At 65.2% G+C, this 25399-nt stretch carries 9 protein-coding genes and 1 pseudogene; 5 read left to right on the top strand and 5 right to left on the bottom strand.

The features are described 5' to 3' along the window. Position 1 precedes the first annotated feature (1 nt). The 4 genes from V5E28_RS46355 to V5E28_RS46340 all read right to left on the bottom strand — a co-directional run bounded on the left by V5E28_RS46355 (position 2) and on the right by V5E28_RS46340 (position 15571). Positions 2 to 6466, bottom strand: a complete 6465-nt coding sequence (locus V5E28_RS46355) for a DEAD/DEAH box helicase (protein ID WP_336216699.1) — start codon at positions 6464 to 6466, stop codon at positions 2 to 4. After that, positions 6463 to 11673 (bottom strand): class I SAM-dependent DNA methyltransferase, encoded by a 5211-nt coding sequence (locus V5E28_RS46350; protein WP_336216697.1) that lies wholly within the window; start codon positions 11671 to 11673, stop codon positions 6463 to 6465. Before V5E28_RS46350 ends, V5E28_RS46355 begins: the two co-directional genes overlap by 4 nt. Further along, entirely contained in the window at positions 11670 to 14216 is a 2547-nt protein-coding gene (locus tag V5E28_RS46345; protein ID WP_336216696.1) for a DEAD/DEAH box helicase, read from the bottom strand. Before V5E28_RS46345 ends, V5E28_RS46350 begins: the two co-directional genes overlap by 4 nt. Positions 14217 to 14551: 335 nt before the next feature. Beyond that, positions 14552 to 15571, bottom strand: a complete 1020-nt coding sequence (locus tag V5E28_RS46340; RefSeq protein WP_336216694.1) for a serine/threonine-protein kinase — start codon at positions 15569 to 15571, stop codon at positions 14552 to 14554. Positions 15572 to 16194: 623 nt separating this feature from the next. On the opposite strand from V5E28_RS46340, the gene V5E28_RS46335 reads away from it, so the two are divergent. From V5E28_RS46335 to V5E28_RS46320, 4 genes and pseudogenes are all read left to right on the top strand, one after another. Beyond that, complete coding sequence (locus V5E28_RS46335; RefSeq protein ID WP_336216693.1) at positions 16195 to 16896, top strand: dual OB domain-containing protein; 702 nt, start codon at positions 16195 to 16197, stop codon at positions 16894 to 16896. After that, positions 16893 to 17498 carry a DUF488 domain-containing protein gene (locus V5E28_RS46330; protein ID WP_336216692.1) on the top strand — a complete coding sequence of 202 codons (606 nt, stop codon included), beginning with the start codon at positions 16893 to 16895 and terminating at the stop codon, positions 17496 to 17498. Before V5E28_RS46335 ends, V5E28_RS46330 begins: the two co-directional genes overlap by 4 nt. Before the next feature lie 4 nt (positions 17499 to 17502). Continuing rightward, positions 17503 to 17940 (top strand): DUF488 domain-containing protein, encoded by a 438-nt coding sequence (locus V5E28_RS46325; RefSeq protein WP_336216691.1) that lies wholly within the window; start codon positions 17503 to 17505, stop codon positions 17938 to 17940. A gap of 155 nt (positions 17941 to 18095) precedes the next feature. Then, a pseudogene (locus tag V5E28_RS46320) lies at positions 18096 to 18404 on the top strand (IS982 family transposase); the annotation flags it as partial. A 54-nt stretch (positions 18405 to 18458) separates the two neighbouring features. Here V5E28_RS46320 and V5E28_RS46315 read toward each other — a convergent pair. Further along, entirely contained in the window at positions 18459 to 20102 is a 1644-nt protein-coding gene (locus tag V5E28_RS46315) for an ISAzo13 family transposase (protein ID WP_336216688.1), read from the bottom strand. Between the two features lie 760 nt (positions 20103 to 20862). Here V5E28_RS46315 and V5E28_RS46310 point away from each other — a divergent pair. Further along, positions 20863 to 25146, top strand: coding sequence for an nSTAND1 domain-containing NTPase (locus V5E28_RS46310; RefSeq protein WP_336216687.1), 4284 nt, complete (start codon positions 20863 to 20865; stop codon positions 25144 to 25146). Positions 25147 to 25399 lie beyond the last annotated feature (253 nt).

Raw genomic sequence — 25399 nt, 5'->3', positions numbered from 1 at the left:
GTCACCGTCCTCCGATCCGGTCCGCCAGCTCCTGCGGAGTCCAGCCCTGTATGGCGCGTACGTCCCATCCGGCGTCCGCGTATGCCGCGTTCCGCTTGCGCGCCTCATTGTCGTCTCCGGCGAGCACGATGCCTGCCTTTACGCCCGGCCAGGCGATTTCGGCCTGCCATGCCTGGTCACCCAGCTCGAATCCGACATCATCGACGGCAGGAGCGGGCACCCCGAGATCCGCGAGGAGACGCACGAACTCAGCCAGGCCAGGCTCCTCCGGATCGAGCAGGTCGTAGACCCTTTCCCACCCTGTGTCGCTCTCCTTAGGTGCGGCAGGCGCGGCCTCGGGTTTCCGCTGCGCGGGCACGGTTCGAGTGCCGGACGTGCTCTCCTGTGTGCCGTCGTCATCCTGGAGGTCCTCGTCCAGCGGCAGCAGACTCAACGCAGACAGGAGGCCTGCGCCGCCCGCCGCCGCGAGCAGAGAGGGATCGAACGCGTCCAGTCCCGTGAGCGCGAGCTGGCCGCCATCCCCCGCTCCCGCGTCAAGGAACTGCAGGATGTTGCCCCAATAGAGCCAGGCAGCCCAGCGTTTCCTGTGCGCCGGCTCATCCGCGACGATCGTCGCCCTGGTGTCGTCGATGACCACGAACGCCGTCCAGGCGTATCCGGATCGCTGGTCGACCACCACCGCGACGAGGCAGCCATCGCTGTCCGAGGCCCTTATGATGGCCAGCTTTCCGGGGAGAGAAGCAGGCAGCGGCTCACCGCGCAGCGCGGCAGTCAGCCGTTCAGGGACGCCATCGGGCCCGCTGACCGATGGCGCCTGGGCTAGGCGCAGGAGGCCGGCTGTCACGGCTTCGGCACGTCTGAGCCACAGCTCCATGTCCGGGTTGCCGAGGAACGCCAGCAACGTGTCGATGGGGTTGGTCCACATGGTGCGGACCAGTTCGTCGGGGTCGCGTCCGGGGCTGAACTGCTGGTAGGTCTGCCGCGCGGCGGTCCGGGCGTTCCCTTGGTAGGGGGCTCGGATCGGTTCGCCCGCCGGGACGGGTCCGAAGCCGCGCCGTTCCCATTCGTCGATGTCGTCCCACGTGAGCTGGAATACGACGCGCCCGTGCGCGCGCAGCATGGTCCGCTTCGCGGCGTCGCCCGCGAGGCGGTTCTTGTCGGGTGCGGCATGGTAGCTGTAGCCGTCGAGGTAGACCGCGACCTCCAGAGGAGCGTCGTCGAGACGGCGGAACAGCACATCGGGGCGGGTTTCCCTGATGGTGTTCTGCAGGATCATCTGCCAGTGCACGATCGCTCCGCCGGGGCCCTCGATACGCAGGTCGGCGACCCGTTTGCCGTTGACGTGACCGCCACGAGCGAGCGTGCCGGGAGTGTCCGCCTGGCGGGCCCACGCTTCCAGGCCTCCCAGGAATCGGGCCTCCAGTTCGCTTTCCACCTGGTCCCACAACGAGATCGCGTCAGTGGTGGCGACGGGCTTGGTCTTCCAGCCCTCCAGCAGATCCTTCAGCATGGTGAACGCCTCGGCCCTGCTGACCTTGTCGTACTTGCTGCCGGGCACGTGCGAAAGCAGGCACCTGTGACAGGCCGCCTTGTTCGGGTCGGTGGCGCAGACACAGGTGGCGACGATGTCGAACGCCGCCGTCAGCACCTGGTGGAACTCCTCATGATCGGACAAGCGCTGGAGGTAGCCGGTACCTCGCGGAAGAGTGTCGTGCAGGACGAGGAAACGTCGCTGCCGACCGGTGTCCGGGTCAGGCATGGTGGCCGTGACGATGGCGAGATGAGAAGGGTCGCCGCCGTAGCACGCTGCGACGCCTGCCATCAGCGCGGCTTCGAACGAGGCCATCCGCTCCTCGATCAGCAGCGTGGCGACGGGCAGCAGGATGCGCAGCGCCTCGGTCTCCAGTTCGTGGGCGAGTATTAGCTTGACGTGCTCGACGTGTTCCGAAGCCCGCCGGTGGGGGCACCATTGCCGGTGGTGCTTGCGGGAGGGGTCGGCGAACGAGGAGGCTATCGGCCCGATGGTGGTGACCATGGCCGGAGGCCCGTCCCAGCTCGTGCCGCCACAGGCCGGGCAGGTGTAGAAGGGGTTGAGCCGGACGTCCTCCCCCGCGAACCTGCCGGTGGCGGGCCGGTCGTGGCGGGTGGTGCCCAGATTGAACCGGCGGATGATCGCCTTGCGGGTGAAGTCGACGCCGAAGGTCGTCTTGGCGTGACGCCAGGAGCCGTGCTCAATGTCGGCAGGTTCGATGTCGATCGCGACTGCCTGTTCGTAATAGCGGCGCTGCCGGTCGTCGTGGTCGTCGCGGATCTGCGCGTCGTCCCTGCGGTCGTAGGAGGTGACGCGGGTAGGGCGGAGCACGCCGTACAGGCATTCGCGGTCGCCGATCGCCCTGTTGTCGCAACGTGGGCACCGGCTCGTGTCCTCGGCCGCCAGCGTGGTGCGCACGTAGCCGCAGTCAGGGCAGACCCGCCAGTGTTGCCAGGCGGGCCTAGCGGGGGTTCCTATGTCTAGGCCGGTGACCTGGTGCTGGTAGCCCTGCATGTAGAAGGAATTGCCGGGGGCGAGTTCGGTGAGCGCGAGCCGGGCCGGACGCGGGTATTCACGCACCTCGCTGTGATAGCGGGCGGCGGCGTTCGGGGATTCGTCCTCCCACGTGAGGGTGGCCTCCAGGCTGGTCGTTGAGTCGATCAGCGAGTAGTTGGGCAACAGCCCGAGCTCGACGAGGGCGCTTTGGGCATTCTCTCTGCCGATCTCGCTGATGCGTTTGGCGATGCCGCGGCCTTCAGCTCGCAGCGCACGTTTCTGAGCCCACTGAATGGGGTCGGATTCCACGAGGGGTTTGATTGCCGTCTCGATGGCTGCCAGCCGGTCCCGGAGATCGGCCAGTCGCTCGTCCCAGGTCAGCGCCGCTTCCTTGATGTCCTGGGCAAGCCCTCTGGTGGCGAACTCGCGGAGCTCCGCGGCGGCGACACTATCGGCGACCGTCGCATCGAACAGGCCGAGGAATTCCGCCACGAGGCTGGACCCGTTGCGCAGAGCAGCCGCCGAGAACGCCTCCAGCCAGCCAGTGTCGCCGAACAGGGCGGAGGCGCGCCGGGGTAGCGGTGCCGCGTCGGGGAGACGTCCGCGGGCGCACAGGTCGACCAGGTGGGCGACGTATTGCCGGCGGAGGATCTCTACCGCCTTGAGGTAGCTGCCCGGCGGGATGATCTCGCCCGCGATCATGTCGCGCGGTTCGCCGAGGAAGTACAGGTCGCGGGGTGCGCGGCCGACCAGGGTGACCAGAAATGCGTTGCCGGTGCGGCGGCCTGCCCGGCCGACCCGCTGCACGTAGTTGGCGGGGCCGGGCGGGAGGGAGGCGAGGACGACGGCGGACAGGTCGCCGATGTCGATGCCCAGCTCCAAGGTGGGGGTGCAGGCCAGCACGTTGGGGTCGTTATAGCGGTCGCCGTCGCGGAAGCGCTGCTCGACCTGTTCGCGTTGCTTGCGGCTGAGTGCCCCGGTGTGCTCGGCTGTGACGACGCGGAAGGCGCCTTCGCGGCCGAGGTAGAGCTGCCGGTAGTAGTCGCGCCGGTAGTCGGTGTCGGCCCGCTGGGTGAGACTGCCGGTGCAGCGGTAGCGGGGGCAGGGGTGACCGTGCCAGTCGTCGATGAGGTCGGGGTGGACGGTCTGCTCCCAGGCGCAGGTGTCGCAAGCGACACCTGCCTGGTCGGCCTGCGCATTGTCCAGCAGCCGAACCTGGATGTGGCCGGGCTGTAGGCCGTAGACGCGGGTGAGGCCATCGTCGGCGGTGCGGGCCGACACAACGCCTTCGGCGGCCAGCACGGGCAGGATCCGGGCCAGGTAGTCACCCGCCGCGCCCCTGCCCAGGCCGAGGCAGCGCGCCGTCCAGTCCTGATACCAGCCCTGGTCGGCGTCGATACGGTCGAACTCGGAGCCGGTCTTCTTGCGGTCGAGCAGGAACGTAGGGGCTGACAGGCCGCGGGGGAAGGCAGGCATACCCTCTGGACGCTTCCCCCAGATCGCCGTGTAGCGTTTGGTCCCTGCCACGCCGATCCACCGGTCCAGCCAAACGTGCTTGATCGCGCCGCGAGTGCGGAGCCGTTCTAGCAGCCCCCGGAGATAGGCCAGATAGCGGTCATCGGCGGCGAGCTCGATCACCCCCTGCACCTCTAGGTGCTTGTCGCGGGCGAGCGCGGTGAGTCTCTCGGGATCGGGCAGCACGACGTCGGCGGCGGCAGTGTGGGTGAGTTCGAGGGTACGGCCCTGCCGTGAGCGCAGTCCCATCTCCATGACGGCGGCGAACGCCAGGCGTTCCCCGATGAGGTCCCACGCCGCTGCGGAACCACTGGTCTCGCCGGACAGGATGGCATCGATCTCGTCGCGGTCGTGCAGGTCGGGCGGGACCACCGACGGAAGCACCTCGCGCTCACTGGCCGCCGCGATCAGGTCGGCGACCAGGTCGTTGAGCAGTGTCGGCACCTCGGGGTCGAGTCGTGAGGCGAGCAGACGGCGCAGCGAGAAGGCGTAGGAGCGGTTGGCGACGAATCCCGCGCGGTGGGCCGCGTCCTGGACGGAGTCGTTGAACAGCAGGGTCTTGCGCTGGTTCCGGTCGAGCTGGTTGCCGGCGAACAGCTGGGTGATGGTCACCGAGGCGAGCGACGCCAAGCCCGCGCCGAGGAAGCGGATGCCCTGGTCCATGTTGCAGGCCGGGCAGCGGTCGGCTTCGGCGGCGCGGTTGGCCTCGGCCTCAGTGCGCAGGTCGGCCAGGACGAAGACGTTGTCGCCTTCGCCGTAGGTGTCCTTTGCGGGATCGAGGGGGCGTACCCGGTCGCCGGTGAACACCATCACACCTGCCGTCCTGCCCTCCACCTCGCTCCGGGTGGCCACCAGCAGCGGACGGACGCGTTTCTTCTCCGATCCCACGGCGGCCTGGTAGATCTTGTCCGGGCTGGTGATCAGCTCGGCGGGGTCCCTTTCAGGAGAGAACGCAGCCCACCCTGAGCGGCCGCAGTGGCGGCAGTAGACCGATGGCAGGAGGTTCTTGCCGAGCACGTTGAACGTCGAGTCGGTGTCCAGGACGGGCAACTCGCCCACCCACGCGAACGCCGGGCGGTGGTCGACCAAGCGCAACAGTCGCGATACGGCGCGCACCCAGATGTGCGTCTCAATGTGCAGGAGTGACCGCTGGGGGTCATCGGGGTTCTTCGCCGCCGACAGCAGCGCGATGAAGCGGGCCAACGCGGTCGCGGCCTGGGCAGGGGACTTCCGGATGGCCTGACCCCAGTTGTATGCGCCTCGGCGCGGCAAGAGTTCGAGCATCTCCTCCAGCGTCGCCGGGCCGCCGCTGAGCAGGTCGAGCACGGCCTGGGTGAGAATGTGCGTCTTGAGGATCCTGCCCAGTTCCTGCGAGCTGAGGCCATTCCTGCCGGTGACGGCAGCGGCGATCTGATCCATCGCGCCGGGGTCACGCAGCGGGTCACCGAGCAACGCCAGGTCCTGCGGGCCGGGCAGGGGAAGCGTCACATCGATCTCTCCGATGAACTCCTCGGCGGTAAGGCGGTCCTCGCCGATCACGGCGTCCTCGCGGAACGGCGTGCCGAAGACCTGCTCGGCGGCTTGGCGAATGAGGCCGTTACCGCTGCTCTCGCCCAGGGTCGCAGAGGTGGCGACCGGGCAGATGTCGCCGAGAGGTTTCCCCGGCCGCGAGTGCCCGGTGGCCGCGGCGAGGCGACGCAGCAGCATGGCCACGTCGGTGCCCTGCGCGCCGTCGTAGGTGTGGAACTCGTCGACCACCACGTACGCCAGGTCGACGTCCCTCCACAGCGGAAGGTCGTCGACTCGCTGGAGGAGCAGGTCCAGCATCTTGTAGTTGGTGATGAGGATGTCCGGCGGGTTGCGGCGGATCTCCTCGCGCCGGGTCATCACGTGCTTGTAGCCGACCTCGGGGGTGTCGCCGATGTAGAGGGCGGCGGTGACGTCCTGCAGGTCGGGCTGGCCGAGGTAGTCGTTGAGCCGATGGGCCTGGTCGGTGGCCAGGGCGTTCATGGGGTAGAGCAGCACGGCCTTCACCCCGTACTGCTCCCGGCGCTTCTCCCTGCGGCAGTGATCGAGGATCGGGACGAGGAACGACTCGGTCTTGCCGGAACCGGTGCCGGTCGTGATCAGCGTCGGCTCGGCGGTCTTGCGGAGAGTGCTGAGGCGGCGGAACGCTTTCGCCTGGTGCCGGTACGGGGTCCACTTCCCCGGTGGCTTCCACTCCAGGCAGTCGTCCCAGCCCGGCGCAGCGGTTTGGAACGGAGTACGGATCCGCAGGTACGGTCCGCGGAAGATGCCCTGCTCGGGGTGGTTGAGGAACCGCTCCAGGGCCTCCCTGACAGGTTTCTCGGCGAGGGCGAAGGTCGTGGTGAGGTACTGGGTCAGGTTCCGCTGGAGCTCGTCAGCGGCGAGCGTCGGCTTCACACCTCACCGTCCTTGGTTTCCTGTATGGCTTGCGCCCGGCGAAGCCGCTCGGAGAATGCGGCGTGAGCTTGGCGGTATTCGGCTTCTCGGTCGGCCTTGTAGAAGGGCGCGGTGTAGCCGTCGGGGGCGGGAGCGGATTCCGGTGCTTCCTGGTATGCCTCGAACTGTGCCCAGGTCTCCTTGGTTTGGCGCTGGCCAATCGTGCGAGCGTTCCCAGCGAGCTTGTGGCCGTCGGCGTCGAACCATGTCACCGCCTCGTATTTCTGGAGCACGGGGAATCGGCCCCGGTATGCGGCGATCAAGGCATCGGCATCCATACCTAGCCAGACCGCAACCAGGGCATCGATCTCGACCAACGCCGAGCGCCGGGCGCGTTCGGTTCGCAGCGGTGTTGAAGCCTGCCAGTCGGCGGCGACCTCGTGAAGCGGTTGCAGGCCGGGCCATTCACAGGCCCAGGCTTCATGGCTAGCCCAGGCAGGATCGAATAGCCTGGCCCATAGGTCGGCATAGGCGCTGGTAAGGCAGTTCAGCCGCAGCGTACGCAAGAGCAAGGCAGAAGCGAGCGCGTGGTCACGATCGGGGGCGGGCATCACCCGAGCCGCCGCAACCAAAAGATTAGTTCGCCCTGTTGCGCGGAGAAAGTAGTCCAACGGCAGGCCCGACCAGAAACCAGCCACTAGCACGGTATGGCGCAGTCTGGGCATGGCCAGGCAATACACATTATCGATATGAGCTGCGCCAGGCGGAATCAGAGCCGGATACAGAGCTCGTTCAGTATTTGATGCGATCATACGACGCCACGCCAGACGGTAGAAGGCCGTATACCTGCGTCGTGCCCGTTCTACGAGGAGTTGTTCAATCTTGCCCTGGTCAGCGTTCCCCGCATCGCTGCCCTCGGCCTTCGCGAGCTGTCTCCGCGCCCGAGCGATCGCCTTCGGGTCCGAACGGAGTCGACTCAGAGCAACATGATCGATCCAGCGATCCTGCGCGGCCAAGTAAGCCGAACTGCGGTCCTTTGCTCGCACATACGCGGTATCGGGAACAAAGTCTGGCGGAAGATTGACCAGGTCGACTCCGTACGGATCGTTGCTGTTGGCGTCGTGCCGCTTGAACACCGGAGTGGCGACGCTCAACTGCGGGCCCTTCAAGATCACCCTGCGCCAGGTGTCCGGCTGGAACTCCTGACCAGTAGATGAATCAGGACGGTTGTAGTCGATCAGGTTGTCCTTTTTCGACCCACTCTCGTGGTAGCCCGATGAAATCTGCGGCTCCAAGGAGCCGAGTCGGGTTGGGTAATCGGCCAGTGCCGCGATGGCCGAGGCTTCTTCTGTACTCACCGGGAAGAGAAGACGCGCCTGGCCGATGGGCTGGTTCTCATCGTTCAGAAGCCGCCGCCATACAGAGAGCAGATCCGTGTCGACTCTGATGACGCGCGCCCGATGCGGCCTCTCATCGAACTCAGCGTTTCGGTACCGAATGCCTGGAACCTCGCCCGAACCATCATGATCACCGGAGAGCCGCAAGGCATCGGCCGACACCAGCCACGAGAGGTGATCGAACCCGATCTCCTTAGAACTGCCATAGATGTGAACCCCGAAGTGAGCGGTATCTCCCACGGGCCGAGGAAAGAACCGTTGTCCGGAGTTAACGAAGTCACCATGGATGCGAAGCCTCTGATAGGCGGCCTCCCGAAGAGCCCCTTCCTTATCGCCGGTGAAGTGCGTGTCAGGATGTACCAGCCCGATCGTTCCAGCAGGACTGGCATGCGCCCACACCTGGCACATGAACGCCCGATACAGGTCGGGCTGAGTTCCGACGATCAGGGGATACGCCTGTTGCGACCCAAACAGCGCAACCTGCCCATTGATGTTCGTCAGCTCTCCGAGCACGTACCGTCGGGCCGACGGTCGCGCGAGAAGCTCCGCCCGCCGCCGCTCCTTCTCCGCCGTGGACGCCTTCTCCTCAAGCTCGAACCACGGTTCGAACTCGGCCAGCACACCCGGCTCATCCCAGCGCGGACGCACCCACGGCGGGTTACCGACCTGCAGGTCGAAGCCACCTCGGTTGAAGATCTGGGCGAACTGGAGCTCCCAGTGGAAGAATCCCTGTTCCCGCGCGATCACCTCGACGGTATGCAGCCACGGGAACCGCTCCGCGATCTTGTCCGCGGACTCCATCCGCATCCATGTGACGATGTCGTCCTCGTGGTGCTCCATCTCGTCGAGCGTCGTGAACGTCGTCGCCAGACCCTGCTGGTCTCCCGTCTCGCCGTAATCGATGTCCACTCGCCCGAGCACCGCCTCGGCGAAGTCCAGCCAGTCGTCGAGGTCGGCGAGCGGGATGACCGGCCGAAGGGGTTCAAGGGCCGTGCGCTTGCGAGCGGGCTTCCGACGGTTCGTCCTGAATTCCTTGATCTCCTGAGCGAGCCCGTCCAAGCCGAGCTGCTCGTCCCCCACAGGAAACAGCGGCTCCTGGGCCTCGAACCGAAACCCGATCGACTCCTCGATCTCCGGAAGTCGCACGTCAATGGACTGCGGAAGGCTCTCGGCTGCAGCAGGGATCGCCGGCGCCAGCCGCACATAAACGTCGTCGGAACCATCGAGCAGCCCGACACGGTCCAGCGGCCAGAACCACAGAGCGCACCAGGCGTCCATGACGGTCTTCAGCCGCCAGTACGGCGTACCGGGTGCGACCAGATCGCCGTAGATCTTCTCCTTCTTCACCGCGTCAGCGGGTTGCTCGATCCAGTCCGCGCCCCAGACGTCGATCTTGCGGCTGATCTCCCGCTCGGAGATGCTCAAGCGTTGGACGACCAGGCCCCACAGGTATTCGGCCCGCCCGGACAGCGCCTGGAGCCGTTGCAACTGCGTGAGCTTCTGCCCCTGCCTCCGCTTCTCGGAGACCTTGCCCCGGATCTTCTTCCCCCAGGCCGCGAGCTGCTTGGCCTGGTCGGGAGCGAGCTCCTTCGCCTCCTTGGCCCCTGCGACGGCCCCCCATCCCTCAGCGGGCAGCAGGAAGTGATGGGCCTTCCCCTCCGGCAGCTCTCCCGCGGAGAACGGCAGATCCTCAGGGGCCGTCTTGAGCCACTCCCCCTTGGTCAGCGCCGCCGGGCCGTACAGGCGTCGCCCCGCGCCGATGAGCGAGTTGCCTCGCCGCAGGTGCAGGCCGAACCATGGTGCCTGGAGCCCGGGGTGCATGACGTTCAGCCAGAGGGAGACCTCGGCCAGCTCGATCGCGGTCTCGTTGAGGTCGACGCCGTAGGAGTTGTGCAGGGCGATGTACGCCTTGGCCTTCTGCCACTCCTCCTCGTACTGTTCCGGGTCGATGTCGACGCCCAGTTCGCGCTGGCGCCGCTTCAGGTACTCGGTGGCCACCTGGTTGATCGCCTCGTTGAGGAAGGCGCCCGAGCCGAGGGCGGGCTCGCAGATCTTCCAGCCGAGAATCTCCTGGGCCGTGGTGGTCGCGCCGTCCTGATCCAGGCGATGCTTGAGGGCCAACTCGACCGTGACCTGAGTCAGCGACTCGGGAGTGTAGTAGGAGGCGCTGGTCTGCCGGTCGCGGCCGGCGAGGCGGTAGACGAACGCGCCCTTCGCGTGATGCTTGAGCCCGCCAGTGTCGGGGTTGTAGACCTTGACGTCGTCGGGGTAGTCGTCGATCTTCGACGCCGGGATGGTCCAGGTGCCGCCCTCGCCGTCGCCCTTCTTCGCGACTTCGTAGAGCTCCTCGATGGAGATGAACCCGGTGTAGGCCATCAGGCCCTCGTACACCGCGCCGAGCTGGTTGATGCCGAGCTGGGCGTAGGAGATGAAGCCGCCGCGCTCGTTCTTCTTGCCCTTGGTCAGCATAAGGTTGCGCAGGACCCGGTAGAGGACTTCGTTGCGCAGCCGGGTGTCGATCCTCGGCGCGTCCGGATCGTACTTGCTGTAGCCGGGAACCAGGATCGCGTCCCGGCCGATCAGCTTGGTTTTCGACGGTTCGAACAGGTCGGAGCGCAGCGGTTCGAAGCGCAGCCCCTCCCCTTCGGAGGTCTCCTCGACGGTTCCGGCCCGTGCCCGGTGCCCCTGGTTGACCATGCGGAAGAGCAGGTCTAGTGACTCGTACAGGTGGAAGGATTGCTTGGCCTCCTCCCCCACCAGGTCGCGCACCACGAGGTCGCCGAGCCGGGCCAGGCTGTAGCCCTTGCCGTAGTCTTCGTCGTCAGTGGGGAGGATGCCGAGCTCCGGCCGGGCCTCGGCGTAGAGGAGGAACAGGATCCGGTAGAGGTAGCGCAGTGCCTCGCGGCCCAGCTCCTTGGCCAGGGCTCCGGGCTCCATGATGTCCTCAGGCTGGACCGGGACCATGCCGTTCTCGGAGGGCCGCTTCGCCTGGCGGATCCGGTTGAGCACCTCATTGGCGATCAGCTCGACGGACGCCTGGATGCCTTTGCGTAGTTCCCTGTCCACGCCGACTGCGTGCTGGCGGGAGTTGGACAGCAGCTCGGTGAGCCGGTCGGAGCCGCCCTCCTCCGGAGGCAGCAGTGAGTCCGCGCCGAAGAGCGCCGCGATGAGCTCTAGCTCCGCCTGGTTGTTCCGGCTCAGCGCCACGTCGAGGTTGACGGCCAGGTAGCGGCCGTCACCCCAGGTCGCCCGGTCGGCGAGGATGACCACTCCCCCGGCGAGGATGAGCACGTAGCGCAGCCCGATGTCGCTGTTGAGCAGCCACGAGGCGAGCTTCGTCGCGGCGGTGATCTGTTCGCGGTTGTCGAGTTGGACGGGGGCGAGGAGTTCGCCGGCGATGGCGGCCTCCGCAGTGGAGGCCCAGCCGCATTCGATTGCGGCAAGGTGCCGGTCGGCGTGGGCGACGTGGACGGTGTGCTCCCGGCCTGCCCGTTCGACTATCAGCTCGCGGGGCTGCGCTTCGTAGCCGAGCGCGCGGAGGATGTCGCCGTGCAGTTCATTCAGCTCTTTGCGCCACTCGGCCACGTCATCCGGATTGAGGGGTTCGCCTTCGCGGAGCCGTTCGTCGAACTCCGAGAAGAAGGGCCGGTCGGCGAAGTAGGGCTTGCTCAGCCCGCGCAGCCCCCTGCGCGGAGTGGTACGGCCGGCCTTTTCTTCCTCGGCCCATCGGGCGAGCAGACCGTCCTTCTTCTTCAGGTCCTTGGGCAGAATCTCGGCCAGGTAGTGGGCCGAGAAGTAGTCGCCGCGGTTGACGATCGAGTCGAAGCTCACTGGTGCCCGCCCTGGGGAATCAGTACGGCGAGGATCCGCAGCAGCGGCTCACCGGTGGTCTGCATGGAATCGAGGAGACGTCGCTGCTCGTCGGCGGTACGGCGGGCGCGATCGGCCTGGGCTTTGGTGCGCGCTCCGTCCAGGGTGAGCTGCTCCCAGTCGGTGAGCCGTTCGCGGTAGAGCTCCAGCGGACGGACGACCTCCGCGTCGTAGTGTGCGCGCCGCTTTTCCAGATGAACGCGCGCGATGTCGACGGCGGGCTTGACCAGTTCCTGCAGCGGGGCGAGGTCCACTGGACGATCCGGATTGATCATCCGCGGTCCGACTCCGGCGCGCCTCAGAACCTCGACCATGTCAGCGTCCTGGACGGCGGAGCCGGTGACGGCCATCCACTCGACGACCGTGGGCTGGCCCAGCTTGTTGGAGTAGATGCCCTGGATGAGGAAGGTCGGCTCGGTGACGCCGGCCATCATGACTGGGGCCTTCTGACGGCCGAGTTGGACCAGGACCTTGTCGGTGACCCAGTCGACCAGGGGGTGGAGGTCGGACAGGTAGGCGATGTCCGGCCACATGGTCTTGCTGTTGCGGGCCTCTTCGAGCTTGCGTTCCGCAAGGCCGCGGTTGAACGTGACCTTCATCCGTTCCTTGATGTCATGCGTTCGCAGGTAGGAGGCGGGCAACGCGGACAGCCGGTGGATCAGGTCCTTCGGCGGTGTAAAGGCGAACATCTCACCGTCGTCTTCGAGACCCCCGAGCAGCTTCAACTCCTTGATGGACTCCTTGACGAACTCCTCGGTGCTGTCGAACAACTTCGGTGCCGTGGCGAGCAGCGGGTCGGGGTTGGCGGGCTCGTCGCCCACACCCGCGAGCAGCCCAGCCAGGAAGTCACCCGCAGGGTGTGCCTCAATCGATTCCTCGACTGTCTTACCCGCGAGCAGGTCCTGAATGAGTCGCCGTTCCTCGCGCTCGGCCCGGTACTCGCCGGTGACCGCCTCAGCCGTGCCCAGGCTGTGATGCGCGGACTCTTCCTTGGCGAGCAGTTTCTCCGCGACTAGACGGTCGTCCTTAGCCTCCCGGGGATCCTCCTCGCTGGACGTCAAGATCAGTGCCTTGAACTGGGGGCTGTGCTTCTGGCGATAGCGGTCGATGCGGCCGTTGCGCTGCTCGATGCGGATGAGGCTCCACGGCACGTCGTAGTGGATCAGGTGATGGCACTGCTTGTGGAGGTTGACGCCCTCGGACGCGACGTCGCCGGTGAGCAGCAGGCGGACCTTGCTGTCACTCAGCGAGAAGCGTTCGACGATCTCCTGCTGCGCGGTGTCGGAGAATCCGCCATGCATGATCTCGATGGCACCTGGCTCGGTCAGGCCGAGCCTTTCGGGTAGCACCCGCTTGAGCCATTCCAGCGTGGGGACACTCTCGGAGAAGACCACGACTCGGGTGGCGCTGCCGGGGGCTACGCCGATGTCCGCGAGCTGTCCGGTCAGCGCGGTCAACTTGGCTGAGTCGTCGTCGGTCATCTCCAAGACCAGCCGGCCGAGACTCAGCAGCGCATCACGCTCCCGGCCGCGCGCGACCGGCGGTTCGTTGACCAGATTGCCCAGCTCCACCAGGGGGTCCTGGTCCCGCTTTACGCGAAGCGCGGCCTTCTCCTTGGCCGCCTTTTTGTCCTCCGCATCGATCGATCGCACTCGGTTGACGACCGTCGCGGCGAGTGCCACATGGGAGGAGAGGAACGACTTGAGCAGGGTGTAAGGGAAGAGCCGGTGCTTCTGATCGACGGCAGGGCCGCCTTCACGCTGATCCCCGGCCAGCCAAACTTCGCGGAACTCATCGAAGATCCGCTCCTCGGTGCGGCTCGCCGCACACCTGACGGGGATCGACGGACCACGCTCGGGCCACCTGCTGCCCATGCGGTCGCGAACCTCGGGACTGATCTTGGTGCGCCGGATGTAGAGATGTTCGATGTCCTCCGCCGAGTAACGCTCGTCGTTGGCGATGGCCGCCGGGTCGAGCATGCGAATCAACTCGGCGAAGGACTTACTGTCGCCATTGTGCGGGGTGGCGCTGGCCAGCAGAAGGGCGTCGGTCCGCCGGGACAGCAGCCTGGCCAACCTGTTGCGCGCAGTGGTCTCGCCCATCAGGTTGTGCGACTCGTCGATGACGACCGCGTCCCAGTGCAGTTTCTCCAGGTGCTGGCCGTACTTGCCCTCGTTCTTCAGGGTGTCGACGGAAATGATGACCCGCTTGTAGTAGGTGAACGGATTGCGGCCCGCAGGGATCTCACGCTGGATCCGTTCGACGCCGATCGAATCGAGACGGACCAGCGGAATGGAGAAGCGGGTCCACAGTTCGTGCTGGAACTGTTCCAAAACCTGCTGCGGGGTGACAACCAGGATGCGCTCACCCCGTCCTCGCCTGATCAGTTCGGCGAGGATGAGACCGATCTCCAGGGTCTTGCCCAGTCCGACGACGTCGGCAAGCAGGATACGCGGACGCAATCCCCTCAGCGCCAGCTCCGCCGGGCGCAACTGGTAGGGCAACGAGTCCAGAAGGAACCTGTCGGACAGAGCCAGCCCCTTCTCGGTCTGCGGGAGAGGAGTCCTGCGGAGGACCGCCTCCAGGAACAACCGTCCGGCCGCGAAGTGATCGGTCCTGTCCTGCTCCAGGATGGTGTCCTCGGGACGCATCAGTTCGATGTCTTCGACGTCGGTGAAGAAGACGCCGTCCTCGTCGCGGACGAACTCCGACGATCCGATGGCCGTTACCTTGAACCCCTGGGTGTAGGTCAGGGGCGCGCAGGTGCGGACGATCCACTCCGCGTCCCGGACGAGGATCCGGGCGCCGGGCGGGTACGGGGTCTCGGACACTGATCTCCTCAGAAACGGGCGTTGCAGGCGTAGGTGCCGCGCAGTCGCTCCGCGAGCAGGGCGACGACAGAGCCTGGGACGACCACCTCGGTGAGGTCACGTCGCTTCGGCAGAGGCGGGTCGACCTCGGGGGGGTCGGTGTCGCGCACGATGTAGGTTGTGACAGCCAGATGGCGGACCGCGACTGCGAGGGTGATCCCCCCGGCGGTCGCCAGGTCGCTCAACCATGCTCTGGCCCGCGGAATATCGGGGCGTGCCGCCGGGTCGTGGGCGAGCATCGCGGCGATAATCGGCTCGAAGCCGTCCGGCAGGCCGCTCAGGTCCGGAGCGACGTCTGGGTTTGTCAGGTCAAGGAGCATCTTGTCCCTGTTCGGGCGACCGTCGTAGGGATAGTGCTTGGTCAAGGCGAACAGGAGCGTCGCTCCCAGGGCGTGGACGTCCGCGGCCGCGGTGACCTGCGTGGGCGCTGTGACTTGTTCGGGCGCCATGCAGACCGGGGTTCCGAGCATCGACGTGTCGGTCGTGAGATCGGTGGGGCCTTCAGTGAAGGCGACCAGGCCCAGATCGATGACCTTGGGACCGTCGACACTCATCAGGATGTTCGCTGGCTTGAGGTCGCGGTGGATGAGACCCGCCTGGTGAATGGCCTCGAGGGCGTCGGCGAGCACGACTCCCAGGGCCGCCGCGTCCACCGAGCCAAGCGACTGCTGGGAGTCGACGAACTCGCGCAGGTTCAGGCCGCGAACGTAGTCGACCGCAAGCCACGGCTTGTCGGCTTCTTCTTCGGAGGCGTCCACCAGGGCCGCCACGTAGGGGCTCTGAACTGTTCGCAACGCGTCGATCTCCCGGGCGAACCGCTCACGCACCTCGGCCTTGTCAAAGAACTCCTCCCGGATGACCTTCAACGCCACCGGCTCAGAGTCCGGCGTCACGCCGTAGAACACCCGACCCATGCCCCCGCTGCCAAGCCGACCGTGCAGCATGATGTCTCCGACCTGTCGAGGATCAGAGGGCTTCAGTGGATCCACACTCACCGCCTCACCGGCACGCCAAGATGGATCTCTGCCCGCGAATATCCAGCAAAGATCGTGCGTCGCACTCTAACGGATAATCCAAGTCTCGTCGACACGCGGACATCTATTGTGCACTCAGTTCACGATACGATTAACTCTCACACAACCGCTCAACACTGACGGGGCACCCCACAGCCTCGCCCGGGCCCTACGTAGTGAGTCTCGGCTCGCAGCAGGCCTCGCCGTCTCGATCAACCGGCCGATTCTTCATGATGACCCCGGCTGCCATCAGCTTCCGTACACGAAGAGGGACCGTCCTCAGCAACAGCACCATCCGAGAGGAGACACCTGATGTTCCGCCGTCTGCTGGCTGCGCCGACCATCGCCGCCACCGCGCTTGACATCCCGGGTATCGCGCACGCTGGCAGACGAGTCGCAGCCTGAATGACCGGTCCGGTCGGGCCGGCTGCCCCCACATGGGCTCACGGCCAGACGTCAGCTTCCTGCCGCTTTGACGAGCTACGCAACAACTTCTTCAGCGAACTGCTCGATGCTGCCGACGGGCCGCTGGACCTGTTCCTTGTCGATGCTTTGCGTTACCGTTTCGCGCGGGTTCGATGCATCTTTGGAGGGTGCACGTGACAACGATCAAGACGTTCGTGTGTCTGGCGAACTCCTATAAGCACTTGGGGCGATGTGTCGCGGGGATCGTCGAGGCGGGAGAAGGAGGGTGGATACGCCCTGTGAGCGCCCGCTCGGGCCACGAGGTCTCTCAGGAGGAACGGCAATATGAAGACGGATCAGAACCGCGTGTCCTCGATATCGTCTCCGTGCCCCTTCTCCAGCCTCAACCAAATGGCTACCAGAACGAGAACTGGCTCCTTGATCCCGGCCGCTATTGGAGGAAGATCGGTCAGGCAGGATGGGATAAACTGCTCACACTCGAGCAGCGGCCCCAGACCCTATGGATCAACGGGTTCGGCACGTTCCACGGCTTAAATAACCAAGTGCCAACTGAGCAAGTGACCACTCTCGAAGACTCCCTAAAGCTTATCCGGGTAGACCGCATGATGTTGCAGGTACATGTCCCTGGTGCAGCATTCGGCGATCCAAAGCGTGTCGTGAGAGCGCATTTTCGACATACAGGCTCTGCATACGCACTAACAGTGACCGATCCAGCATACAAGGATGAGTATCTCGCCAAGCAAAATGGTTTCTACCATCTGGGCGAATCCTTCATTACAGTGAGCCTCAGCGAAATACATACAGATGGCTACGCTTACAAGCTAGTTGCCGCCATTATAGAACGAGCAAAGTTCGAAACAGGTAGCAAAACGTGACACCTAGTACGTTGTTCACAATCGGCCACTCCACGCACAGCCTCTCGACCTTCCTAGGCCTACTACGACAGCACCAAATTACGGCGGTCGCAGATGTGCGCTCGATACCCGTCAGTCGATTCACTCCCCAGTTCAACCGGAATACCGTGAAGCGCAGTTTGTACGACGCCAGCATAAAGTACGTATTCCTGGGCAAGGAGCTCGGAGCGCGTACGAACGACGCGGCCTGCTACGTCGATGGGCGAGTACAGTATAGGCGCCTCGCCCGGACCCCTCAGTTCACCAACGGCATCGAACGACTCCTTAAGGGCGCACGGACTGAGCGGATCGCCATCATGTGCACTGAGCAAGAGCCACTAGATTGTCATCGCACGATCCTTATCGCGAAAGTGCTTGCAGAACACGAGGTCGCTATCGATCATATCCATGGGGACGGACATATCGAGAGCCACACATGGGCGATGAGGCGTCTTATGGCCAACTTTGGCCTAGATCAAGATGACATACTTTTCACACCACCAGAACGCCTTGAACAGGCCCTGCGTCGCCAGGAAAGCCGGATCGCGTACATCAATGAGGACTTCGCACCAATGGGACATTGAGAAGATGAAACTCTATACGATTGGCTTTACAAAGAAGTCCGCTGAGCGATTCTTCGGACTGTTGCGTGAAGCTGAAGTGACAACGCTCGTCGATGTTCGCCTGAACAACGTCTCACAACTAGCGGGTTTCGCAAAGCGTGATGACCTGAAATATCTACTCAGCGAGATTTGCGGCATTAATTACACTCACCGGCTCGATCTGGCGCCCACGCAATCCTTGCTCGACGACTACAAAAAGCACGGTGCCAGCTGGACCACCTACGAGGACCGTTTCTTCGAACTCATGAGGCATCGTCGCATTGAAGACACCATCCCGCAGGAGCTGCTTAATAACGCGGTTTTGCTCTGCAGCGAAGACAAGGCGCACCACTGTCACCGCCGGCTAGTCGCAGCGTATCTCGCACAGCGCTGGAACAACGTCACCATCGAGCATCTAGGCTGAAGCATTCCAGCGTGGCCTGCTCTGCCGTTCATGTTGACACGCCGTCACAATCCGTGACGAATATCAACTAAAGCCGTAGTATGAAGTCCAACGACCTGGCAACTTTCACCGAGCGCCTCTGGTCAGGTTCTCAGAGCGCCATCAGCACCATCGACGTCTGCGACAAGGGATTCGCCGGCCACGCCTTCGAAGGCATCCTGCTGCAGGAATTCGGCATCACCGTGATCCGGCCCGCCCGTAAGAACGAACCCGACCATGACTTCCCCAACTGGCTGCGACAGCGCATCGAATCGGTCAACTGGACCCTCAAAGGCCAACTCGGCCTGGATCGGCACGGCGCTCGGGTCCCCTCAGGCTTATGGACCCGTGTCATTCAACGACTGCTGGCCATGAACACCGTCATCTGGCTGAACTGGATGATCGGCACAGAGCGTAAGCGATCCCTCATCGCTTACGATCACTGACGCCCGCCCACCTGCCCAGAAAACCCGATCAACCATCTAAGGTCCTGCAGATTATTAACACGCAGGTCTGATCTTGTTGGCGGCTTTGACGTCTTCGGCGAGGACGCGTGTGTGCAGGACGCGCAAGAGACCTGGTGGGGTGGGCGCGGGTGGGATGTGGGTGCCGTGCTGGTCGAGGAGTTCGCCGATGCTGCAGGTGGTGCGGTAGGCGGTGGTCCGGCTGGTGGTGAACAGGACGGCCAGGGGTTCGAAGGCCAGCCCGAGCCGTTGGTGCAGCACGGTGCGCAGGACCTGGTCGGTGAACGCGATGGTGGGTGGCCGGCCTGGTTTGATCCGCGGGCGCTGTCGGTCGAGGGTGAGCAGGTCGGTGGTCAGGCGGACCAGGTCCGGGTGGGGCATGCCGGTCAGGGTGGGATCGGACAGGATCTGCGGGTCCCACCGGTTGGAGTCGGCGGAGTGGTCAGGGCCGGTGGGGTCCGGGCCGCTGTCGAGGCCGGGATGCAGGGTGTAGTTCCACTCGCCGTGGAAGGCGTGCCGGGTCAGGGGCAGGGCGGTCAGGTCGGCGTCGCTGACGCGGGCGCCAAGTGGGTAGGAGCCGGTGTCGAGCGCGGCCTGCACCCGCAGTCCGGTGGTCGTGGTGGTGGCGGCGATGCTGTTGACGATGACCTCATGGCTGGTCAGTGGCCTGCCTCGCCAGTTCATCGTGATGTGGGCGAACAATCGGTGCTCCACCTTGTTCCATTTCGAGGTTCCCGGCGGTAGGTGACAGACGGTGATGGCCAGGCCGGTCTCGGCGGCCAGCGCCGCCAGCTCGCTCTTCCAGGCCCGGGTGCGATAGCCGTTGGCGCCGCCGCCATCGGCAGTGATCAGCAACCTGCTGGCCTGCGGATAGGTGAGCCTGCCTTGAGCCGTCCACCAGCGGCGGATCGAGGCCACGGCGAAGGCGGCGGTGTCGTGATCGGTGCCGGCATTCACCCAGCCGGTATTGGCCGCCAGGTCGTAGATGCCGTACGGGATTGCCTTGCCCGCTGCCGACTCGGCGAAGTCATAGACGTTCACCGGCACCGGCTCGCCGCTGGGCCGCCATTGGCGTCCGGCGTTCTTGAACTCCCCGATCAGTTCCTTTTTCTTGGTGTCCACACTGATCACCGGCTGCCCGGTATCGCGATGCGCGCGGACCTGCTCATTGAGGTAGCGAAACTGCGCATCGCGGTCCGGGTGCTGGGCGCCCTCCAGCGTCTTGGCGTTGGCCTGCAGCCGAAACCCTTCGGCGCGCAGGATGTCCGCGACGGTATCGGCCGATACCCGATGCCCTTGGCGGGTGAGCTCGCCGGCCAGGGTTCGCGTGGACTTGGTGGTCCAGCGCAGCGGCGAGGTGGGGTCCCCGCGCTCCTCCGGCTCGACCAGGGCCAGCAGCGCCGGCCGTAACCCGGGGTCGTTCTCGATCAGCCGTTTGCGGCCGCCGCCGGGGCGGCGCGCGCGTCCCAACGGCTCGGTGCCCGCCTCCAGTTCATCGATGCCGAGCGACACCGTCGCCTCGCGCACGCCCGCGGCCTGGGCCACCGCCCAGATCCCGCCATGTCCCAAGGCACGCGCCTCGGCGCCCAGCAGCAGCCGGCGCTGCCGCTCACCCAGATGCGGCAAGATCGTCTCGAACTTCGCCGCCAGCATCTCTACGGTCTCCGACGGTATGCCCATACCACACCATCGAACCGGAGCCCGGGATGCTACGGGTTATTTTTCGGCAAGTCCTTAGCGATAAATGTCCGCGGCTTTCGGCTTGACCCGCAGGTGTGCGGCGATGTCCTCGATCATCCATGAGTCAGCCTCAGCATCGGCCATGCGCCCAGCTCATCACCGAGATAGCAACGGCTGACGCCCGAGGATTCCTCCCCGACAGCCTGCCCAGCCCGTGACGATCGCCAGTTTCAGATCGTGCTGTGCGAGGTTGGTTGATCACGGTCGCGTCTCTCCCTGGTCAGGTATTCTCCCCGGACGGCGTGGTGGCCGGTCGCAACCAGTGCGGGACATATACGGGATGATCATGGAGGCGATACGGGCCGTACGTGGTGTTCGCCCAGCTCACATTAGGTGAGCCATTGGTCCGGCCTCTGCTCTCCTACAGCAGGTGCGGCAGATCCGACGCCACCAAGAGGGCGGCCGCTACCGGGATTCACCGAAATCCCATACCAACTGCGCCGACATAGCCGAATACGTCCACTGAGCTTCGACTGCTTGCCATGATGGTGCGACAGCGCGGGTTCTCTGGGTGAAATGTGAGCGCAGTGGCCAAAGTGGTCAGGAGCAGCGAGTGAGCGGACATGATGAGGGTTCCTCCTCACCGCCCGGCACGTCTGCGAATGAGCAGATCGCAGCAGCTCAGGACGGTGTGCGTAGCTGGGCGCGTCAGGTTGGCGCGTTGTCGGCGCGCGGTGCGGCCTGGGCCACTCCTCGGGCGATGCTGGCCAGCTTGTGCGCGAGTGCCCTCGTCCCTTTGGCTTTGGCCGAGCCAGGGTTGGCTGTGGCTTTGGCCGGGATCAACGTTGTTTCCGCGGTCGGGACCAATGTGCTGTCAGACCTCGTCTTCGCCTCTCTGGAGACCGCCCGGGCGCGTACTCGCGCCAGATCATCAGATTCGCTCGATGAAGGGGAAGTCGCCGCGCGGATCGAGGAGGTCTTGGCGGCGGAGGATCAGCGTGCGGACGCGTTGGCCGAGACATTGGCCCAGGTACTCGCTCGGATTGACGCGACCAGTGTCGTAGTCGAAGCGGCGATCGCCCAAGGTGAGGAAGCTGAGGGACGACTGCTGTGGGAATTGGCCAAGGGGTTTGCCGATCTAGGTGAGCAGTTCGTCGTGTTCACTCCGCTGCTGCACGGTCTGCAGGGCACAGTCTTCGAGATTCAGCGGACCCTGGCCCGTCAGGACGCTGAGCATCGTTCGGACCGGTCTCAGGCCCAGCGGCGGGACTCGTTGCTGCTGGATATTCTCAAACTGCTGAACGAGCTGATCAACCGACTGCCGAGCTCAGAACAGCAAACGGCGCGAGATCCGACGAGTGCGGTGCCGTTGGCGCAGGCTCCGGTGTGGGAGGGACGCTGCCCCTATCAAGGACTCGCCTCATTCAAGGGCGACCAGTCGGCTGTGTTCTACGGAAGGAGCCAGGCCACCGCCCGGCTACTGGCAATGGTGACCTCGTGCACCGGTGGCGGGCCGATCATCGTGACCGGTGCATCCGGGGTAGGCAAGTCGTCGCTGCTGCACGCCGGACTGCTCCCAGAGCTGAGTAAGTCCGCAGCCTGGTCAGCAGGCACAGTAGTCACGTTCACGCCCGGGCCTCAGCCGTTGCATGAGCTGGCGGTGCATCTGGCGCTGCGGTGCGGCGCCGACCCCGGTCGGGTGCTGGCCGAGTTGTACGCGGATCCGGCAAAGGCCGCCCAGACGGCCCGGGAGGTTCTGATCGCCGAGCAGGTTCGCCGCACCCCGTATGGCCCGGCAGGCGGCGATCCGCAGCGGTTGATCATGGTCGTTGACCAGTTTGAGGAGATGTTCGCCCTTGCCTCGGCTGACCGGTCCACAGAGGTTTTCGTCGCCGCACTGGAGGCCATCGCCGCTCTCCCGACCGCGACGGTAGTGATAGCGGTACGCGGTGACTTCATGGACCGCTGCGCCGACTATCGGATGCTGGCACGCGCGCTGGAAGAGCGGATGTTCGTGCTGGATCCAATGGACGAGCACGAGCTTCGGCGCGTGATCACGGCACCAGCAGCAGCCGCCGGACTGCAAGTGGAAGACGGTCTGGCAGAACAGATCGTGAGCGATCTCATAACTCATTTGCGTATCTCGGCGACAAAAGCCGGCGGCTCCGGGTCGACGGGTGCGTTACCACTGCTGTCGATGGCCATGGTCCGCACCTGGGACAACCGCGAGGGCGCACGTTTGACACACGCCAGCTACGACCGCGCGGGGGGTGTCGCCTCCGCCGTCAACGACGCTGCCGAGGAGACCTATAGCGATCTGGATCCGCTGCTGCGCGAGGCGACTCGGCGAATCCTTCTGGCGTTGACGGTGACCACCTCCGACGGGCATGTCAGCCGACGGCGCGCCACAGTGAATGAGCTGACCGAGTTGAGCAATCCCTGCCGAAGTGACCAGGTTCAGCAAGTGGTCGAGGCGTTCACCTCCGCCCGGCTCATGACCACCATGTCGCCAGTCAGCACAGACGACTCGGCACCGGAGCCGCAAGCGAAATTGGCAACGGTGGACACCCCAACGGTCGAACTCGCCCATGATGTGCTGCTGAGCGCCTGGCCGCGGTTACAGGCCTGGCTCACCGACGACCAGGCTGACCGGGTTCTGCATGGCCGATTGATCCACGACGCCGCCGAGTGGGACCAACGTGGCAGAGACGCCGCGTTCCTGTACCGCGGGTCACGGCTGGAGGACGTTCGAGCAGCGGCGAAACGGTGGCGAGCCGACTCTGGCCGCTATCTGGCGCTCAGCTTGACCGATGTCGCCAATGCCTTTCTGGCGGCTGGCGGCCGAGCCGAAACTTGGAATCGTCGCCGCTGGCAAGGGCTGACCGGCGCGTTGGTAACACTCCTAGTGATTGCGATCATTGCTGCGGTGATCGCGATCCGGTTCGGCAACGATGCCGATCAGCAACGCGAACTGGCGCTCAGCCGCAACGCCCAGATCGTCTCCCGACAGACAGCCGCCTACAGCCGCTCCATTCCCAATGATCCGGCGACCTCTGCGCGGCTAGCAGCTGCCGCTTGGTCCATCTCCCACACCTCTGAAGCATTGATGAGCATGACCGCGCTGCTAAGTCGGCCCCAACGCGCCGCCCTGAAGCGCCACACCAGCGCGGTGTATTCGGTGGCGTACTCCCCAGACGGCCGTCGGCTCGCCAGCGGTGGAAGCGACAAGAGAGTGCTGCTGTGGGACGTCGCTACCGGCAAATCCGTCGATATCCGCTTGGGCGACGACGCATTCAGGGTGAACTCGGTGGCGTTCTCTCCGGACGGCCGCTGGCTCGCCGCCGGTTGCGGCGACGGCGTGCGGATCTGGGATGTCACCACCAGCAAACCGATTGGCACCCGACTGGCCGGTCGCCACGAGGTCTCCACGGTGGCGTTCTCCCCGGACGGCCAGTATCTGGCGACAGGGGGCGATCGGACGGTCCGAATATGGGACGTGACCACTGGCGAACTGATCGGCTCTCCCCTGACCGGCCACACTGGCCCGGTGCGATCTGTGGCATTCTCTCCAGACGGTCGTCGGCTAGCCAGCGGCGGCGGCGACGGCGTGCGGATCTGGGACGTGGGCGCCGGTGAACTAGCCCGCTCACAGTTGGCCGGTCGTACCGGGGTGTTCTCGGTGGCGTTCTCTTCGGATGGTCGCCTGGCCACAGGCGGCGGCGGGGTGCGCTTCTGGGACGTGACCACCGGCGAACAACTCGGTCCCACTCTGGATGGCCACACGGGCAAGGTGTATTCGGTGGTGTTCTCGCGGGACGGTCGTCGCCTGGCCAGCGGCAGCGACGACCACACGGTCCTGATTTGGGATGTTGCGACGGGCAAGCCAACCGGCACCCCGCTGACAGGCCAGACTGGCGCAGTGAAGTCGGTGGCGTTCTCTCCAGACGGTCGTCGGCTGGCCAGCGGCGGACATGACCAGACCGTATGGATCTGGGATGCGTCAATCGGTAAGCAGCTTGGCCCCCCGCTGGGTGACGACGCAAGCTCGGTGTATAGCCCCGTGTATTCGGTGGCGTTCTCTCGCGACGGCCGTTACCTGGCCAGTGGAGGCAATAATGAGAATATACGGATCTGGAACCCGGTGACCGGCCGACCGATTGGCTCGCTGCTGGTGGCCAATGTCGGCGAGGTGACCTCGGTAGCGTTCTCCCCGGACAGTCGTCGGCTGGCCGCAGGCGGCTCCGCGGTGGGGCTTTGGGATGTGGCGACCGGCAAACCGGTCGCCGCCCCGCCGGACGACCGCACCGGTAAGGTGATGTCGGTGGCGTTCTCTCCCGACGGCCGCTACCTGGCCAGCGGCGGTTGGGACCAGGCGGTCCACATCTGGGACTTCCAGACTGGCAAACCCATCGGCCTTCCCCTGGACGACCAGGCCAGCACTGTGCGTTCGGTGGCGTTCTCCCCAGACGGCCGCCTACTGGCCAACGGCAACGCAAACGGAACAGTGTGGATTTGGGACGTGTCCACCAGCAAACCCGTCGGCGCTCCGCTGGATGGCCATCTCGATGTGGTGTCATCCGTGGTGTTCTCTCCAAATGGTCGCCAACTGGTCAGCGGCTCCCACGACGGGACCGTGCGGATCTGGGACGTGGCGACCGGCAAACAAGTCGGCTCCTCGCTGGCCGGCGACGCCGGCCAGGTGTATTCGGTGGCGATCTCTCCTGACGGGCGCCGCTTGGCCGCAGGCGACCAGCAGGGGACGGTGCGCATCTGGGACGTCCTCACCGGGGAACGACTCGGCTCCTCGCTAACCGGCCACACTAGCGGCGTGCACTCGGTGGCGTTCTCGCCGGATGGCCAACGACTGGCCAGCGGTGGCGAAGACGGGACAGTGCGCATCTGGGACGTCGCGTTACCTCGCGATCTTGGCAGTGCTGTGTGCGCCATCGCAGATCGTGGGTTCACCCGCCAGGAGTGGCAGCAGTACATCCCCGATGCGACGTATCAATCCACTTGCCTGGCCGCCCGGAAAGGTCAGCCATAATGAGGGATTTCATCCCATAAGACCGGTTCGAGTCGTAGCGCGAAATCTCGAGCCTGGTTGCATCACCGCTGGGGCCAAACGGGGCGGATCGAGGCGGAGCAGGTTGTGGTCGCGCCGATCGACGACGGCACGTTCAGCCGCTACTTGACCGTGACAGGCAGGAGACATACGCGGGATGATCTTACAAAGGATGCTGACTGCGTATTGCGTTTCTGCAGGTCAGGCCACCTATCGGAGCCGTTCAAGCCACACA

It is taken from the genome of Nonomuraea sp. LPB2021202275-12-8, from assembly GCF_037044575.1.
Classification (GTDB): Bacteria; Actinomycetota; Actinomycetes; order Streptosporangiales; family Streptosporangiaceae; genus Nonomuraea.
This window is presented reverse-complemented; position numbering and strand designations above follow the sequence as displayed.

Excerpts from the sequence above, each read along its gene's own strand:
- V5E28_RS46325 (WP_336216691.1), top strand. The coding sequence starts at position 17,503 with ATGAAACTCTATACGATTGGCTTTACAAAGAAGTCCGCTGAGCGATTC.
- V5E28_RS46315 (WP_336216688.1), bottom strand. The coding sequence starts at position 20,102 with ATGGGCATACCGTCGGAGACCGTAGAGATGCTGGCGGCGAAGTTCGAG.
- V5E28_RS46310 (WP_336216687.1), top strand. The coding sequence starts at position 20,863 with ATGCTGGCCAGCTTGTGCGCGAGTGCCCTCGTCCCTTTGGCTTTGGCC.